General features: G+C 71.2%; 17 protein-coding genes. 14 read left to right on the plus strand and 3 right to left on the minus strand.

Annotation, left to right across the window (positions count from 1 at the left end):
* Nucleotides 1-86 precede the first annotated feature (86 nt).
* The 14 genes from ACSMXR_RS22365 (at nt 87) to ACSMXR_RS22430 (ending at nt 13,020) form a co-directional block, all read left to right on the plus strand.
* Nucleotides 87-566 carry an NADH-quinone oxidoreductase subunit A gene (locus ACSMXR_RS22365; protein WP_381907673.1) on the plus strand — a complete coding sequence of 160 codons (480 nt, stop codon included), beginning with the start codon at nt 87-89 and terminating at the stop codon, nt 564-566.
* Nucleotides 557-1,225 carry an NADH-quinone oxidoreductase subunit B gene (locus ACSMXR_RS22370; RefSeq protein ID WP_473169779.1) on the plus strand — a complete coding sequence of 223 codons (669 nt, stop codon included), beginning with the start codon at nt 557-559 and terminating at the stop codon, nt 1,223-1,225. Before ACSMXR_RS22365 ends, ACSMXR_RS22370 begins: the two co-directional genes overlap by 10 nt.
* Complete coding sequence (locus ACSMXR_RS22375) at nt 1,222-2,589, plus strand: NADH-quinone oxidoreductase subunit C (RefSeq protein WP_473169780.1); 1,368 nt, start codon at nt 1,222-1,224, stop codon at nt 2,587-2,589. The genes ACSMXR_RS22370 and ACSMXR_RS22375 overlap by 4 nt, the downstream gene beginning before the upstream one ends.
* Nucleotides 2,586-3,551, plus strand: a complete 966-nt coding sequence (locus tag ACSMXR_RS22380) for a complex I subunit 1/NuoH family protein (protein WP_381906710.1) — start codon at nt 2,586-2,588, stop codon at nt 3,549-3,551. The genes ACSMXR_RS22375 and ACSMXR_RS22380 overlap by 4 nt, the downstream gene beginning before the upstream one ends.
* Nucleotides 3,551-4,180, plus strand: a complete 630-nt coding sequence (locus tag ACSMXR_RS22385) for a NuoI/complex I 23 kDa subunit family protein (RefSeq protein WP_473169781.1) — start codon at nt 3,551-3,553, stop codon at nt 4,178-4,180. Before ACSMXR_RS22380 ends, ACSMXR_RS22385 begins: the two co-directional genes overlap by 1 nt.
* Complete coding sequence (locus tag ACSMXR_RS22390) at nt 4,177-4,845, plus strand: NADH-quinone oxidoreductase subunit J family protein (RefSeq protein ID WP_364888963.1); 669 nt, start codon at nt 4,177-4,179, stop codon at nt 4,843-4,845. Before ACSMXR_RS22385 ends, ACSMXR_RS22390 begins: the two co-directional genes overlap by 4 nt.
* Nucleotides 4,845-5,276 carry an NADH-quinone oxidoreductase subunit NuoK gene (gene nuoK / locus ACSMXR_RS22395; RefSeq protein ID WP_218525089.1) on the plus strand — a complete coding sequence of 144 codons (432 nt, stop codon included), beginning with the start codon at nt 4,845-4,847 and terminating at the stop codon, nt 5,274-5,276. The genes ACSMXR_RS22390 and nuoK overlap by 1 nt, the downstream gene beginning before the upstream one ends.
* Nucleotides 5,273-7,273, plus strand: coding sequence for an NADH-quinone oxidoreductase subunit 5 family protein (locus ACSMXR_RS22400; protein WP_376185613.1), 2,001 nt, complete (start codon nt 5,273-5,275; stop codon nt 7,271-7,273). Before nuoK ends, ACSMXR_RS22400 begins: the two co-directional genes overlap by 4 nt.
* Nucleotides 7,270-8,961, plus strand: a complete 1,692-nt coding sequence (locus ACSMXR_RS22405) for an NADH-quinone oxidoreductase subunit M (protein ID WP_473169782.1) — start codon at nt 7,270-7,272, stop codon at nt 8,959-8,961. The genes ACSMXR_RS22400 and ACSMXR_RS22405 overlap by 4 nt, the downstream gene beginning before the upstream one ends.
* On the plus strand, nt 8,958-10,544 hold the full coding sequence (locus tag ACSMXR_RS22410) for an NADH-quinone oxidoreductase subunit N (protein ID WP_473169783.1): 1,587 nt from the start codon (nt 8,958-8,960) through the stop codon (nt 10,542-10,544). Before ACSMXR_RS22405 ends, ACSMXR_RS22410 begins: the two co-directional genes overlap by 4 nt.
* A gap of 116 nt (nt 10,545-10,660) precedes the next feature.
* Entirely contained in the window at nt 10,661-11,119 is a 459-nt protein-coding gene (locus tag ACSMXR_RS22415; RefSeq protein ID WP_473169784.1) for an MscL family protein, read from the plus strand.
* Nucleotides 11,120-11,393: 274 nt separating this feature from the next.
* A complete protein-coding gene (gene htpX, locus ACSMXR_RS22420) occupies nt 11,394-12,257 on the plus strand; it encodes a zinc metalloprotease HtpX (protein WP_103511055.1) in 864 nt (287 codons plus the stop codon).
* A complete protein-coding gene (locus ACSMXR_RS22425) occupies nt 12,254-12,646 on the plus strand; it encodes a YccF domain-containing protein (protein ID WP_137232487.1) in 393 nt (130 codons plus the stop codon). The genes htpX and ACSMXR_RS22425 overlap by 4 nt, the downstream gene beginning before the upstream one ends.
* 101 nt (nt 12,647-12,747) lie before the next feature.
* A complete protein-coding gene (locus ACSMXR_RS22430) occupies nt 12,748-13,020 on the plus strand; it encodes a GlsB/YeaQ/YmgE family stress response membrane protein (RefSeq protein ID WP_030084276.1) in 273 nt (90 codons plus the stop codon).
* Nucleotides 13,021-13,042: 22 nt separating this feature from the next.
* On the opposite strand, the gene ACSMXR_RS22435 is transcribed toward ACSMXR_RS22430, so the two are convergent.
* From ACSMXR_RS22435 to ACSMXR_RS22445, 3 genes are all read right to left on the minus strand, one after another.
* Complete coding sequence (locus tag ACSMXR_RS22435; protein ID WP_473172431.1) at nt 13,043-13,639, minus strand: alpha-ketoglutarate-dependent dioxygenase AlkB family protein; 597 nt, start codon at nt 13,637-13,639, stop codon at nt 13,043-13,045.
* Nucleotides 13,640-13,738: 99 nt separating this feature from the next.
* The gene (locus ACSMXR_RS22440) at nt 13,739-14,272 is read right to left on the minus strand and encodes a methylated-DNA--[protein]-cysteine S-methyltransferase (RefSeq protein ID WP_137232485.1); all 534 of its coding nucleotides are present in this window, start codon (nt 14,270-14,272) and stop codon (nt 13,739-13,741) included.
* Nucleotides 14,273-14,454: 182 nt separating this feature from the next.
* A complete protein-coding gene (locus ACSMXR_RS22445; RefSeq protein ID WP_137232484.1) occupies nt 14,455-14,943 on the minus strand; it encodes a YajQ family cyclic di-GMP-binding protein in 489 nt (162 codons plus the stop codon).
* Between the last annotated feature and the right edge of the window lie 126 nt (nt 14,944-15,069).

Below are 15,069 nucleotides of genomic sequence, written 5' to 3' on the forward strand. Positions count from 1 at the left end.
AGCGACGGACGAAGAGGGAGCGAGGGGCGGACGTGGCCGACGTTACGGACGTGACCGGCGTGGCGGACGCGGCGGGAACGACCGGCGTGTCCGGCGTGTCCAGCGGTACGGGTGTCCTGGGCGGCCAGGGTGCCCAGGGCGTTTCGGGTGTCCCGGGTGTCCCCGGTGTCCCGGCGGACGGACCCACCGCACTCGCCTCGGAGTACTTCCAGAGCTACTCGGTCATCGGCCTGCTCGCCCTGATCGGCGTCCTGTTCGTCGCCGTGGCCTTCGGGGCCGGGCGGCTGCTGCGCCCCGTCGTCCCCACCCCGGAGAAGCTCCTCACCTACGAATGCGGCGTCGACCCGGTCGGCGAGGGCTGGGCGCACACCCAGGTCCGCTACTACGTCTACGCGTTCCTGTACGTGATCTTCGCGGTCGACTCCATCTTCCTGTTCCCGTGGGCCACGGTGTTCGCGGCGCCCGGATACGGCGCGACGACCCTGGTCGAAATGTTCATCTTCCTCGGCTTCCTGGCCGTGGGACTGCTCTACGCATGGAAGAAGGGCGTCCTCGCATGGGCCTGACGAGCCGGCCGACCCCCGCCCCCGGGTCGCAGCAGCCCGCGTCCCCGCCCCCGTCCGATCCGGTCCTGCTCCCCGAGCCCAAGCGCCTGGGCGTGCTCTCCCGGCTGGCACCGGAACCGATGAAGGTCGTCCTCAACTGGGGCCGCCGCTACAGCCTCTGGGTCTTCAACTTCGGACTCGCGTGCTGCGCCATCGAGTTCATCGCCGCGTCCATGGCACGCCACGACTTCATCCGGCTCGGCGTGATCCCGTTCGCCCCCGGCCCCCGGCAGGCCGACCTCATGATCGTTTCCGGCACGGTGACGGACAAGATGGCCCCGGCCGTGAAGCGGCTGTACGAGCAGATGCCCGAACCGAAGTACGTCATCTCCTTCGGCGCCTGCTCCAACTGCGGCGGCCCCTACTGGGACTCGTACTCCGTGACCAAGGGCGTCGACCAGATCATCCCCGTCGACGTGTACGTACCCGGCTGCCCGCCCCGGCCCGAGGCGCTGCTCCAGGGCATCCTCAAGCTCCAGGAGAAGATCGCGCGCGAATCCCTCGCCGAGCGGTACGCCTCCGGGGCGACGGGCGGCGGTCCGTCCACCGATGCCCTGCGCAGCGGCCTGGTCGCCGCACCGGCACCGGCTTCGCGACCGGATGGGGAGGGGCGGCGATGAGCGACCGCGACCAGCACGCGGAATCCGCAGCGGCCGCGGTGGCCCAGGCGGCCGAGGCGTTCGACCGGCTGCCGGACGCGGTCACCGACCTGTTCGGCGACGAGGCCACGGCGGAGTCCGCGTACGACCTGCTGACCGTCGACGTCCCCGCCGCCGCCTGGCTCACCGCGCTGCGGACCGCCCGTGACGAACTCGGGTGCACGTACTTCGACTGGCTCAGCGCCGTGGACGAACCGGGCGTCGGCTTCCGCGTCTGCGCCCATGTCGCGGCCCTGGGCACGGGTACGGTACGGCGGCTGATGGTACGGACGACCGTGCCGCACGACGCGGCGGTGCTGCCCAGCGCCATCGACGTGTACGCGGGGGCGGCGTGGCACGAGCGCGAGACGCACGAGATGTTCGGCGTCGCGTTCGAGGGCCACCCCCATCTCGTACCGCTGCTCCTGCCGGAAGGCTTCGAGGGCCACCCGCTGCGCAAGGACTTCGTCCTGGCCGCACGGGTCGCCAAGGCCTGGCCCGGGGCGAAGGAACCGGGGGAGCCGGCGGAGGGCCACACCGGCCCCAAGCGCCGCGCGATGCTCCCGCCCGGAGTCCCCGACCCGAACGAATGGGGCCCCCTGAAGGGCCAACTCCCCCCGGCAGCCGCCCGCCCGGCCCGAGCCGCCCGCACAGCAGCCGACCGCCCACCCCGCCGCACACGCACGGCGAGCGAGGGCTCAGCGGCACAGCGGCCTGTGCCGCCGCCCGGCACGGAGGCCGCGACACCGTCTGGTGCGGAGACCCCCACCTCCGTGTCTCCGGAGACGCCCGAGGCACCGGGAACGCCGGGTACGCCGGAGACACCCGCGGCGGCCCGCCCGCGTCGTTCCCGGTCGGCGTCGGAGGGTTCGGCGAGCCAGCGCCCGGAGCCGGACGGGCCGGGGACCACCCCTGCCCGGCCTGCCCGCCGTTCCCGCTCGGCGTCCGACGGCTCGGCCAGCCAGCGCCCGGCGTCGGACGACCGGCCCGCGCCCCCGGCGCCGGACGCCCCCGAAGGCTCGCCGTCGCGTCCGCCCCGGGTACGCAGCACGGACGCCCCGTGGCACGACGCGCAACCGGCCTTCGACGAACCGGAGGGCCCGGAGACCGAGTCCCCGGACGAGCCTTCTCAGCCCCTCCGGCGTTTGAGGAGCGGGGGCACGGGGGCGGAGCCCCCGGTTCGGGAAGGGGCGGGCAGGGGAGAAGCCCCGCGCAGCGGCCCCACCCCCACCGAAGCCACCCCCACCGAAGCCACCGACTCCGAAGACGAACCCGCACCCACCCCCGACAAGCCCACCCCAGAGCACCCCACCCCAGACCACCCCGCCGGAGGCGATCCCGAGTGAACGACGTACTCGACATCGCCCTCCGCCTGGCCATCGTCTTCGTCGTGTTCCTGGTCGCCCCCCTCCTCGTGGGCCAGACGGAGCACAAGGTGATGGCCCACATGCAGGGCCGCCTGGGCCCCATGTACGCAGGCGGCTTCCACGGCTGGGCCCAGCTCGTCGCGGACGGCGTGAAGTTCGCGCAGAAGGAGGACGTGGTCCCGGCCGCCGCCGACCGCCGCGTCTTCCAGCTCGCCCCCGCCGTCGCCCTCCTCCCGTACCTCCTCGTCCTCGTCGTCATCCCCGTCGGCCCCGACGGCGCGGTCGGCCAGGCCGTCGACGCGGGCATCTTCTTCGTGCTCGCCGTCATGGGCATCGGCGTCCTCGGCTCGCTCATGGCGGGCTGGGCCTCCGCCAACAAGTTCTCGCTCCTCGGCGGCCTCCGTACCGCCGCGCAGCTCCTCTCCTACGAGCTGCCGATGCTCCTGGCCGCCGCCTCCGTGGCCATGGCGGCCGGTACGGTCTCGCTCACCGGCATCCTCGACGCCTTCGCGTGGTGGTGGCTGCCCTGGCAGATCGTCGGCGCCCTGGTCTTCTTCGTGGCCGGTCTCGCCGAACTCCAGCGCCCGCCGTTCGACATGCCGGTGGCCGACTCCGAGATCATCTTCGGTGCGTACACCGAGTACACCGGTCTTCGCTTCGCCCTGTTCCTCCTCGCCGAGTACGCGGGCATCGTCATCCTCTGCGCCCTGACCACCGTCCTCTTCCTCGGCGGCTGGCACGGCCCGTTCGGCGCCGACGGACTCGGCTGGCTCTGGACCCTCCTCAAGACCGCCCTCCTCGCGTTCGTCGTCATCTGGCTGCGCGTCAGCTACCCGCGCCTGCGTGAGGACCAGTTGCAGAAGCTCGCCTGGACCACCCTCGTCCCGCTCGCCCTCGCGCAGATCGCGCTGACCGGCATCGTGAAGGTGGCGATCAACTGATGCCCCCGATCCCCGGATCCGGCCTGGCCAAGGGCCTTGCCGTCACCCTGCGCACGATGACGAGGAAGACCGTCACCGCGCAGTACCCGGACACCCAGCCCGAACTCCCGCCCCGCTCCCGCGGCGTCATCGGGCTGTTCGAGGAGAACTGCACGGTCTGCATGCTCTGCGCCCGTGAGTGCCCCGACTGGTGCATCTACATCGACTCCCACAAGGAGACGTCGCCGCCCGCCGCCCTCGGCGGCCGTGAGCGCAGCCGGAACGTCCTCGACCGTTTCGCCATCGACTTCTCCCTCTGCATGTACTGCGGCATCTGCATCGAGGTGTGCCCCTTCGACGCGCTGTTCTGGTCGCCGGAGTTCGAGTACGCGGAGACGGACATCCACGAACTCACCCACGAGCGCGACAAGCTCCGCGAGTGGATGTGGACCGTGCCGGAGCCGCCCGCCCTCGACCCCGGGGCCGAGGAGCCGAAGGAGATCGCCGCCGCCCGCAAGGCCGCGGACAAGCTCGCCGCCCAACGCGCACAGGAGCAGCGGGAACAGCAGCTCATGCAGGAGAAGCAGCAGGAGCAGCCGGAGAAGCAGGAGCAGCAGGACCAGCCTGACGAGAAGGGAGGAACCCCGTGACGCTGCACACCGCATCCCCGCTGCTCACCGCGACCGCCGCAGCCACGGGCGACCACCCCGGTTTCCTCTCCCCGTCCGGCGTGGAGATCGCGTTCCTCCTCGTCGGCCTCGCCACCCTCGGCGCAGCCGTCATCACCGTCACGACCAAGCAGCTGGTGCACGCCGCGCTCTGGCTCGTCGTCGCGCTCGGCGGACTGGCCGTCGAGTACCTCCTGCTCACCGCCGAGTTCATCGCCTGGGTGCAGGTACTGATCTACGTCGGTTCCATCGTCGTCCTCCTCCTCTTCGGCCTGATGCTCACCCGGGCCCCCATCGGCCGCTCCCCGGACGCCGATTCGGGCAACCGGTGGGTCGCGCTCGGGGTGGCCGCCGCCGCGGCGGCCGCTCTCGTCTGGGTCGTGGTCGACGCCTTCCGCACCACCTGGATCGACCTCGACGGGCCGGCCCAGGGCTCCACCGAAGTCACCGGCGCCTTCCTGTTCCGGAACTGGGTCCTGCCCTTCGAGGCGCTCTCCGTCCTGCTGCTCGCCGCCCTCGTCGGCGCGATCGTCCTGTCCCGCAAACGCGACACGGACACCACGGTCCGCCCCGGCCCGTCGAGCCCGTCAGGCCCGTCGAACTCGCTCGGCTCATCCGGCCCGTCCGGCAAGGAGGAGCAGCGCTGATGCACCTCGCCTATCCCGCCGTACTCGCCGCCCTCCTCTTCTGCGTCGGCCTCTACGGCGTCCTCGCCCGCCGCAACGCGATCCTGGTCCTGATGTCCGTCGAGCTGATGCTCAACGCCGTCAACCTCAACCTCGTCGCCTTCGACGTCTGGCTCCGCGACACCCTCCACTCCGGCCAGGCCCTCACGCTCTTCACCATCGCCATCGCCGCCGCCGAGATCGGCATCGGCCTCGCGATCGTCCTGGCCGTCCACCGCAACCGGGGCACCTCCGACATCGACCGGCTCCGCGACACCGCCGAGACCGACGAGGCCGAAGCGCTCCCCGACACCGCAGAGACCGACGACGCAGAGACCGACGACGCAGAGACGGCCCCCGGCCGGGCGGACGGGAAAACGGGAAAGACCAAGAAGGCAGAGGCCACCACGTGACCACCACGACCCTCGCCGCCCTCGTCCCCCTCCTCCCGTTCCTCGGCGCCCTCGCCGGGCTCGCCGTCGGCCGCACCGCCCCCGGCTTCGTCCGGCCGCTGGCGATCCTCCCGACCCTCACCGCGGCCGTACTCGCCGTGCTCGTCGCCGTCCGGCAGGGCGGCGGCCGGGCCATCGACGCCGCGACCCAGCTCACGCCCACCGGCTCGGTCCCGATCGACCTGGCCCTGCACCTCGACGGCTTCGCCGTGCTGGTCGCCGTCCTCGTCACCGTCGTCGCCACCTGCGTACAGCTCTACTCCACGGCCTACCTCCGCGACGACGCCCGCTACCCCTCCTACGCCGCCCTCGTCTCCCTCTTCACCTCCGCGATGCTGCTGGTCGTCTACTCCGGCGACCTGATGGTGCTCCTGGTCGGCTGGGAGATCATGGGCATCTGCTCGTACTTCCTCGTCGGCCACTACTGGGAGACGCCCGAGGCCCGGGCCGCCTCCCTCAAGGCCTTCCTGGTCACCAAGCTCGGCGACGTCCCCTTCCTGATCGGCCTGTTCGCGCTCGCCGCCGACACCGGCAGCTTCCGGATCACCAAGATCCTCGCCGCCGTCGGCAACGGTGGACTCGACCACCCCACCCTCATCGCCCTGCTGCTCCTCGCGGGCGTCGCGGGCAAGTCGGCGCAGTTCCCCCTGCACACCTGGCTGCCCGACGCGATGGCCGGCCCCACCCCCGTCTCCGCGCTCATCCACGCCGCGACGATGGTCGCCGCCGGCATCTACTTCGTGGCCCGCCTGCTGCCCGTCTTCGCCGCCTCCGGCGCCGCGCTCGTCGTCCTCGCCGTGATGGCCGCCGTCACGATGATCGGGTCCGGGCTCGCCGCCCTCGCCCAGGACGACATCAAGCGCGTCCTCGCCTACTCGACGATCGGTCAGCTCGGCTACATGTCGGGCGCCCTGGCCGTCGGCGACCGGGGCGCCGCCGTCTTCCACCTGATCTCGCACGGTGCGTTCAAAGCCGTCCTCTTCCTCGCCGCGGGCGTCGTCATCCACGCCGCCGGCACCAACTCACTGGCCGCCATGTCCCGGATGGGCGGCCTGGCCCGCCGTGTCCCGGACGCCTACTGGACGATGACCGTCGCCCTTCTCGCGCTGGCCGCCATCCCGCCGTTCGCCGGCTTCTTCTCCAAGGAAGCCGTCCTCGTCGCCGCCGAGCACACCGCCCTCGGCGACCGGACCGTCGCCCCGGCCGCCGCCGGCTGGACGATCCTGATCGCCGGGCTCCTCGCCGCCGTCCTGACCGCCGCCTACGCCGTACGCCTCTGGCTCCTCGCCTTCCGCGGCCGCGGGGCCGAAGTCCCCGACCACGGCAGGCAGCCCCTCGCCATGACCTCCGTCCTGTGGATCTTGGCCGTCCCCACCATCGGCTTCGGCCTCACCGCCGGCATGCTCGGCGACTGGTTCGACGGACACGCCCTCACGCCGTCGCTCACCACCGCCGTCCTGTCCACCGGCGTCGGCCTCGTCGGCGGCCTCGTCACCTACGGCGCGTGGCGGCACACCACCGCCCTCGCCGCCCGCACCCCCATCGGCGCCGTCGCCGCCCACCCCGGCGCCGAACCCGCCCTCGTCGAAGCCGAGGCCATGACGTCCCATACCGCCGCCTACGGCACCATCGCGGACGCCCCCGACCCGGCCGACCCCGGCAGGCTCCTCCTCGGGCCCCTGCACCGCCACGCGGTCACCGGCTTCCACCTCGACGCCCTGTACACGGCGCTGTTCGTCCGGCCCGTCCAGGAAGCCGCCCGCCTCGTCCGCTTCCTGGACCGCGAGGTCATCGACACCTACGTCAACGGATCGGGCGCCGTCACACGCCTCCTCGGCACCGCCGTCCGCCGGGCCCAGACCGGCAATGTGCAGACCTACGCCGGCGCCCTGCTCGCCGGGTCACTCGTCCTGGCGATCGCCGCCGTCGTCTTCGCCAACGTCAACGCGGGGTCGTGACCGTGATCGATATCAGTGCGTCCGTGATGCAGTTCCTTCTGGCGTTCATCGTCGTCGCCCCGCTCCTCGGCGCCGTCGCGGCCCTGCTCCCCGCCCCGCCCGGGCTCAAGGGGAAGAACCCCGACCAGGCCGTGCTCCGCCACGGCGTGACCGTCACCGGCGCCGTCCTCCTCGCCGCGATCGTCCTGGCCGTCGGCTTCGACCACGACCACCCCGCCACGATGCAGGCGACCACCGACATCAGCTGGATCCCGGCGCTCGACGTCCGCATCCACCTCGGCATCGACGGCATCTCCCTCCCCCTCCTGCTCCTGACCGCGCTGCTGACCTTCCTCTGCGCGCTGTACAGCTACTTCAAGCTGCCCGCGGGCCCCTCACCGAAGGCCTTCGTCGCCCTCGTCCTCGTCCTGGAGTCCGGCACCCTCGCCACCTTCGCCGTCCTCGACCTGCTGCTCTTCTTCCTCGCCTTCGAGATGGTCCTCATCCCGATGTACTTCCTCATCAATCGCTGGGGCGGCGGCCAACGGCAGGCGGCCGCCTGGAAGTTCATCCTCTACACGCTGCTCGGCTCGGTCGTCATGCTGCTCGGCCTCCTCCTCATCGGGCTGAAGAGCGGCACCTTCGACATGGTGGCACTCGCCACTGACAACGGCCGGGGCCTCACCACATCCGTGCAGGTCATCGCCGTACTCGCGATCGGTATCGGCCTCGCCGTGAAGACCCCGATGTGGCCCCTGCACAGCTGGCTCCCCGACGCCCACACCGCCGCCCCCACCGTCGGATCCGTGCTCCTCGCGGGCGTCCTGCTGAAGATGGGAACGTACGGATTCGTCCGGATCCTGCTCCCCGTCGCCCCCGACGGCATGCGGACCTTCGCGCCCTACCTCGCCGCGTTCGCCGTCGTCGGCATCGTCTACGGATCCCTCGCCTGCCTGGCCCTGGCCCGTACCGGCGCCAAGGGCGACCTCAAGCGGCTCATCGCCTACTCGTCCGTCGGCCACATGGGCTTCGTCCTCCTCGGCATCGCCACCATGACCCCCACCGGAGTCAACGGCGCGCTCTTCGCCAACATCGCCCACGGCCTCATCACCGGCCTGCTGTTCTTCCTGGTCGGCGCCATCAAGGACCGCTACGGCACCGCCGACCTCGACACCCTCGCCGGAGCGACCGGGGCCGCCCTCTACGGCCGGGCCCCCCGCCTCGGCGCGCTGCTCGCCTTCGCCGCCATCGCCTCGCTCGGGCTGCCCGGACTCGCCGGATTCTGGGGCGAGATGCTCACCCTGTTCGGCGCGTACAGCCCCGCCGAAGGCCTCAGCCGCCCCGCGTTCCGCACCTTCATGGCCATCGGGGCGTTCGGCACCCTGCTCACCGCCGCGTACATGCTCATCGTCGTCCGGCGCGTCTGCATGGGCGAACACACGCCCCACTCCCGGCTGTCGCCCGACGACCCGGCCCGGCGAACGGCCGACGGCCCCGAGCCGTCCGCAGCCCCCGACGGCCCCGAGCCGTCCGCGACCGCCGGAGCCCGGCCGGCCACCACCCCGCAGCTCGCCGACATCCGGACGTACGAAGCCGTCGCCTGGACCCCGCTCGCCGCGCTCACCGTCCTCGCCGGTCTCTGGCCCGCCGTCCTCCTCGGCCTCACCGACCCGGCCGTGCAGCAGCTCCTCGCAGGAGGCAAGTCGTGACCGCGGACATCGCCACCACCGCTGGAAGCCCCGTCGCGTACACCGCCGCGGCCGACGCCCCCAGCCTCGTCCAGTCCATCGACTGGCTCGCCATCGCGCCGCCCACCCTGACCGCGCTGGCCGCCCTGGCCGTCCTCGTCGCCGACCTGTTCCTGCCCGCGCACCGCAAGCGGCTCCTCGGCCTCGGCGCGCTCACCGCCCTCGCCGCCGCCCTGGCCCTGCTGCTCCCCCTGCGCGCCGGGGACCGGGCCACCTTCTGCGTCACCACCGGCACCCGGGCCTGCAGCTACACCGCCGACCACTTCACGCTCGTCATCCAGGCCCTCGTCCTCGGCGGCGCGTTCCTCACCGTCCTGCTCTCGCTCGACGACACCCGCAAACTGCCGGCGGGGGAGTACTGGTTCCTGCTCCTGGCCTCCGCCGCCGGGGCCGCCCTGCTGCCCGCCTCCCGCGACCTCGCCACCCTCGTCGTCGCCCTGGAAGTCGCCTCGCTGCCCGCGTTCGCCCTCGTCGGCATCAAACGCGGTGACCGGCGCTCCTCCGAGGCCGCGCTGAAGTTCTTCCTCTCCTCCGTCGTCGCCACCGCCGTCATGCTGCTCGGCGTCAGCTTCGTGTACGCGACCACCGGCACCCTGCACCTCACGGAGATCGCCGTCCGCCTCGACGACGTGTCCCCGGTGCTCGACACCCTCGCCAAGACCGGGGTCGCGCTCACCCTCGTCGGCTTCGCCTTCAAGACCGCCGCCGCGCCCTTCCACTTCTGGGTCCCCGACACCTACGTCGGCGCGCCCCTCCCGATCGCCGCCTATCTCTCCGTCGTGGGGAAGGCCGTCGGGTTTTCGGGGCTCATCCTGGTGAGCGTCATCGCGTTCCCCTCCTATGCCGACGTCTGGGGGCCCGCGCTCGCCGTCCTGGCCGCGCTCACCATGACCGTCGGCAACGTCGCGGCCCTCCGTCAGAGGGCCGACCGCGCCCGCAGCGCCGTCCGCCTCCTCGCCTGGTCGTCGGTCGCCCAGGCCGGCTACCTTTTGGTCCCGATCGCCGCCGCCGCGTACTCCAGCGACGAACAGATCGGCTCCACGGTGGCGTACGCCCTGATGTACGCCGTCGTGAACCTGGGCGCGTTCGCGGTCGCCGCCCTCGTCGCCCGTACGCACCCCGGCAACCGGCTCTCCGACTACCGGGGTCTGTACGCCACCCGGCCCCTCGCGGCCCTGGCGCTCGGCTTCTTCCTGCTCTGCCTGGCCGGACTGCCGCCCGGCATCATCGGGCTCTTCGCGAAGGTCACCGTCTTCTCCGCGGCGGTCGACGCGGGCCTCGGCTGGCTCGCCGTCGTCATGGCCGTCAACGTGGTGATCGCTCTCTACTACTACCTTCAGTGGACCGCGATCCTCTTCCGTACGCCGGACGGAGCCCCGGAAACGGCCGGGGAGGCCACCGCTGCGGCGGCCTCGGCCCCGCCGCGCCGATTCCGCGCCCCCGCCCCTCTCACCACGGCGATCGTCCTCACCACCGTCGCCGGAATCCTGCTCTCCGGGGCTCCGCAGACCGTCCTGCGCTTCGCCTCCGTGAACCTTTTCTGAGCCCTCAGGGGCCCGCAAGATCGGTTTGCCCACGGCCCCCGCCACAGGGCATGGTCTTGGCTGCACACGTCACGTAATAGGCGTGGACGTGTCAAGAACAAGAGGGAGAGAAAGCAGTGCTGAACGGGTTCAAGGACTTCATCCTGCGCGGGAACGTCATCTCCATGGCGATCGGTCTCGCGGTCGGGGCCGCGTTCACCGCCGTCGTCACGGGCTTCAGCAACGCCTTCATCACCCCGCTGATCGGCCTCGCCACCCGCGGCACCGGCGACTTCAGCAAGTCCGCCTACACCGTCGACGGCGTCAAGTTCCCCTACGGCCTCTTCGTCAGCGCCACCATCGCCTTCCTGATCACCGCCGCGGTCCTCTACTTCTGCGTCGTGGTCCCCATGGCCAAGGTGCAGGACCGTTTCGCGAAGCAAGAGGCCGTCGACATCAAGGCCGCCCTCCGCGACTGCCCGCGCTGCTTCAGCGAGATCCCCGCCGTCGCCTCCCGCTGCGGCCACTGCACCAGTGAGGTCGAGCCCGACCCCGAGGCGCTCTCCCTCGCCAAGCTCCCCGCACAGCAGCACTGACCGCACAGCAGCACTGACCGCACAGCGGTACCGCACCTCCGCATCACCCCGCACCACCAGGACGGCCCGCCGCCACCCGTACGGCCCAGCGTCACTCCGTACGGGGCCGGGGGCCCGACCGGCGCGAACACGCGGCACAGCCCCCGCCCTCCGGCCGCACGCACAAGGGAACTAGCTCCTCTCGCCTGGCGTTGACCAGTACGGGAGGCTCCACTGGGGAGTGGAGCACCACCATGCAAAGGGTTCCCCTGCTGCACCACTTGGAGGGCGTACCGTGCACCGCCGGCACAACGGGCTGAAGACCGCCGTACTCCTCGGGGGACTGTCCGCACTCATCATCGTCATCGGCAGTTTCTTCGGACGTACGGGCCTCGTCGTCGCGCTCCTCGTAGCCGTCGGCACCAATGCGTACGCGTACTGGAACAGCGACAAGCTCGCCCTGCGGGCCATGCGCGCCCGCCCCGTCAGCGAATTCGAGGCGCCGCAGCTCTACCGCACGGTCCGCGAGCTCTCCACGGCGGCCCGTCAGCCCATGCCGCGCCTCTACATCTCCCCGACGCAGGCGCCCAACGCGTTCGCCACCGGCCGCAATCCGCGCAACGCCGCCGTCTGCTGCACCGAGGGCATCCTCCAGATCCTCGACGAGCGCGAGCTGCGCGGCGTCCTCGGCCACGAGCTGAGCCATGTCTACAACCGGGACATCCTCATCTCGTCCGTCGCCGGAGCACTCGCCTCCGTCGTGATGTTCCTGGTCAACTTCGCCTGGCTCATCCCGGTGGGCCGCTCCAACGACGACGAGGGCCCCGGCCTCCTCGGCATGCTCCTGATCATGATCCTGGGGCCGCTCGCCGCGTCCGTCATCCAGCTCGCCGTCAGCCGCTCCCGCGAGTACGAGGCCGACGCCTCCGGGGCCCAGCTCACCGGCGACCCGCTGGCTCTCGCCAGTGCGCTGCGCAAGCTCGACGCCGGTACGAAACAGCTCCCGCTGCCGCCCGAGCCGAGGATCGAGACCGCGAGCCACATGATGATCGCGAATCCCTTCCGTCCCGGCCAGGGGATGGCGAAAATGTTCTCCACCCACCCGCCGATGGCGGAGCGCATCGCCCGACTAGAACAGATGGCAGGTCATCGCCCGTGAAAACCATCCTGAACATCATCTGGCTGATCCTCTGCGGATTCTGGATGTTCCTCGGCTACTTGCTCGCGGGCGTCCTGCTCTGCATCACCATCATCGGGATCCCGTTCGGCGTGGCCGCCTTCCGGATCGGCGTCTACGCCCTCTGGCCGTTCGGCTACACCGTCGTCGACCGCCGGGACGCCGGCTCGCCCTCCTGCGTGGGCAACGTCCTCTGGCTGATCCTCGCCGGATGGTGGCTCGCCCTCGGCCACATCACCACCGGCATCGCGCTGTGCATCACGATCATCGGCATCCCCCTGGGCATCGCCAACTTCAAGCTGATCCCGGTTTCCCTCATGCCCTTCGGCAAGGAGATCGTCCCCACGGACCAGCCCTTCGCCACCCGCTAGCCGCCGAGCGAGCCCGCCGAGTCCGGCGAGCGCGAGAGCAACCGAACACCTGCCCGCCGCGTCTTGGATTTCAAGACGAAACAAGGGGTAGGTGCAGCGACATGGGCATCATCAGTTGGATCATTCTCGGCCTGCTCGCCGGCCTCATAGCCAAGATCCTCCTCCCGGGACGTGACCCGGGCGGCATCATCGGCACCACTCTCATCGGCATCGCCGGGGCCTTCGTCGGCGGCTGGCTCTCCAGCCAGTTCCTCGACCGGCCCATCAGCAACGACTTCTACGACACCGCGACCTGGATCGCCGCCATCGCCGGTTCGCTGGTCCTGCTCATCGCCTACCGGCTGTTGTTCGGCAACTCCCGCGACCGCCGCTGACCGGGGGGCGAGCCCCGCCTTCCTAGGCGTCCTCCGACGCCATCCCGGTCTCCCGCAACGTCAGATTCAACCGGCCGGCCCGCAGCCCAGCGGCCGGGTCGGCCGGTCCCGCATACACCTTCGGCACCCCGTGGAACGCGTAACGCGACGGCCCGCCGAAGACGAACAGATCCCCGGACGCCAACTCCACGTCCGTGTAGGGCTGCCCGCGGCCTTCCGTGTTCCCGAAGCGGAACACGCACCTCGCCCCGATGCTCAACGACACCACAGGAGCGCTCGACCGCTCCTCCTTGTCCTGATGCATGCCCATCCGCGCCGTGTCGTCGTAGAAATTGATCAGCGCGGTATCCGGGGCGAACGCCGCCGCCGCACCCTCGTCCCCGTACGCCTCGGCCACCGCCGCCCGCCCCAGATCGCCCAGCCACTCCGGGAACGCGGCCACCCGGGCGCCGTTCACATCGTCCGCCGTGCGCGCGTACCGGTACGGCTGCCAGTGCCACCCCAGGCACACCGTCCGCACCGACATCACCCCGCCGCCCGGCAGCACGGTGTGCCGCAACGGGACCGGCCCCCGCGCCCACCGACGGCACGCCGCCACCAACTCCGCCCGGCGCTCCATCGGCAGCCACTCCGGCACATGCACGGCCCCCGGCGCGACCACCTGGCGTGGCCGCCGGAACAGCCCGTCCGAGGAGAGCGGAGGATCCTGCTCCACGGCTCAGCCCACCGGAGCTTCGACGCCTTCGAGCCCCAGCAGCAGCTTCTTGCGCTCCAGGCCGCCCGCGTACCCCCGCAGCGCCCCGTCCGCCCCGATCACCCGGTGGCACGGCCGCACGACCAGCAGCGGATTGCGCCCGATCGCCGTGCCCACCGCCCGTACCCCCGCGCCCGATGCGCCGACCTGCGCCGCGACCTGGCCATACGACACCGTGCTCCCGTACGGGATCGACTCCAGCACCGCCCAGACCCGCCGCTGGAACTCCGTGCCCGCGCCCTCGGCCACCGGTACGTCGAACCGCGTCGAGCGTCCCGCGAAATAGGCTTCCAACTGCCGGGCGACCTCCGCGAACGCCTCAGGAGCGTGCCTCCAGCCGTCCTGGACGACCACGCCGCCCTTCTGACCGGGCATCGACAGCGACCGCAGCCGGACACCGGCGCCTCCGGCCGAATCCGGCCCCTCCACCGCCGCCTCGCCGACCAGCAGCAGTTCGCCCAGCGGGCTCTCCACCCGCGCGTACACCGTCGTCGTCATGGCCTCTCACTTCCCCGGTCCGTACGGCCAGTCTGCGCTGCTCGCCGCAGCGCCACCGGCGGTATTCGGACATCGCGCCCGCACGCCCCGCACGACCGCACGGGCCGGAAACACGAAGAGGCACGCCGTCGAGGTCGGCCTCGGCGGTGTGCCCCGTTGCGTGTGGCAGTCGGCTGCCGCGACTACCGGTAGTTCACGAACTGCACCGCGAAGTCGAAGTCCTGACCCTTCAACAGCGCCTGCACGGTCTGCAGGTCGTCCCGGCTCTTCGAGCTGACCCGCAGCTCGTCGCCCTGGACCTGCGCCTTGACGCCCTTCGGGCCCTCATCGCGGATGATCTTCGCCACCTTCTTGGCGTTCTCCTGGGAGATGCCTTCCTCGATCGTGGCGAAGATCTTGTACTCCTTGCCGGAGAGCTGCGGCTCACCGGCGTCCAGCGACTTCAGCGAGATGCCGCGCTTGATCAGCTTGGACTGGAAGATGTCGAGGATGGCCTTGACGCGCTCCTCGCCGTTCGCCTCCATCAGAATCTTCTCGCCCGACCACGAGATCGAGGCGCCCGTGCCCTTGAAGTCGTAACGCTGGGAGATCTCCTTGGCGGCCTGGTTGAGGGCGTTGTCGACCTCCTGCCGCTCGACCTTCGAGACGATGTCGAAACTGGAGTCGGCCATGACGTGTGGCTCCTTGCGTCGAATGCTGGGTTACAGCTGCTGGGGATACAGCCCAAAGCCTAGCCACCGCCACACGCTCCGGTCGCTGATCAATCAGGTGGCGGAGCACCCCTGGCCATCAGGTAT

This window comes from Streptomyces sp. DSM 106670, from assembly GCF_055792845.1.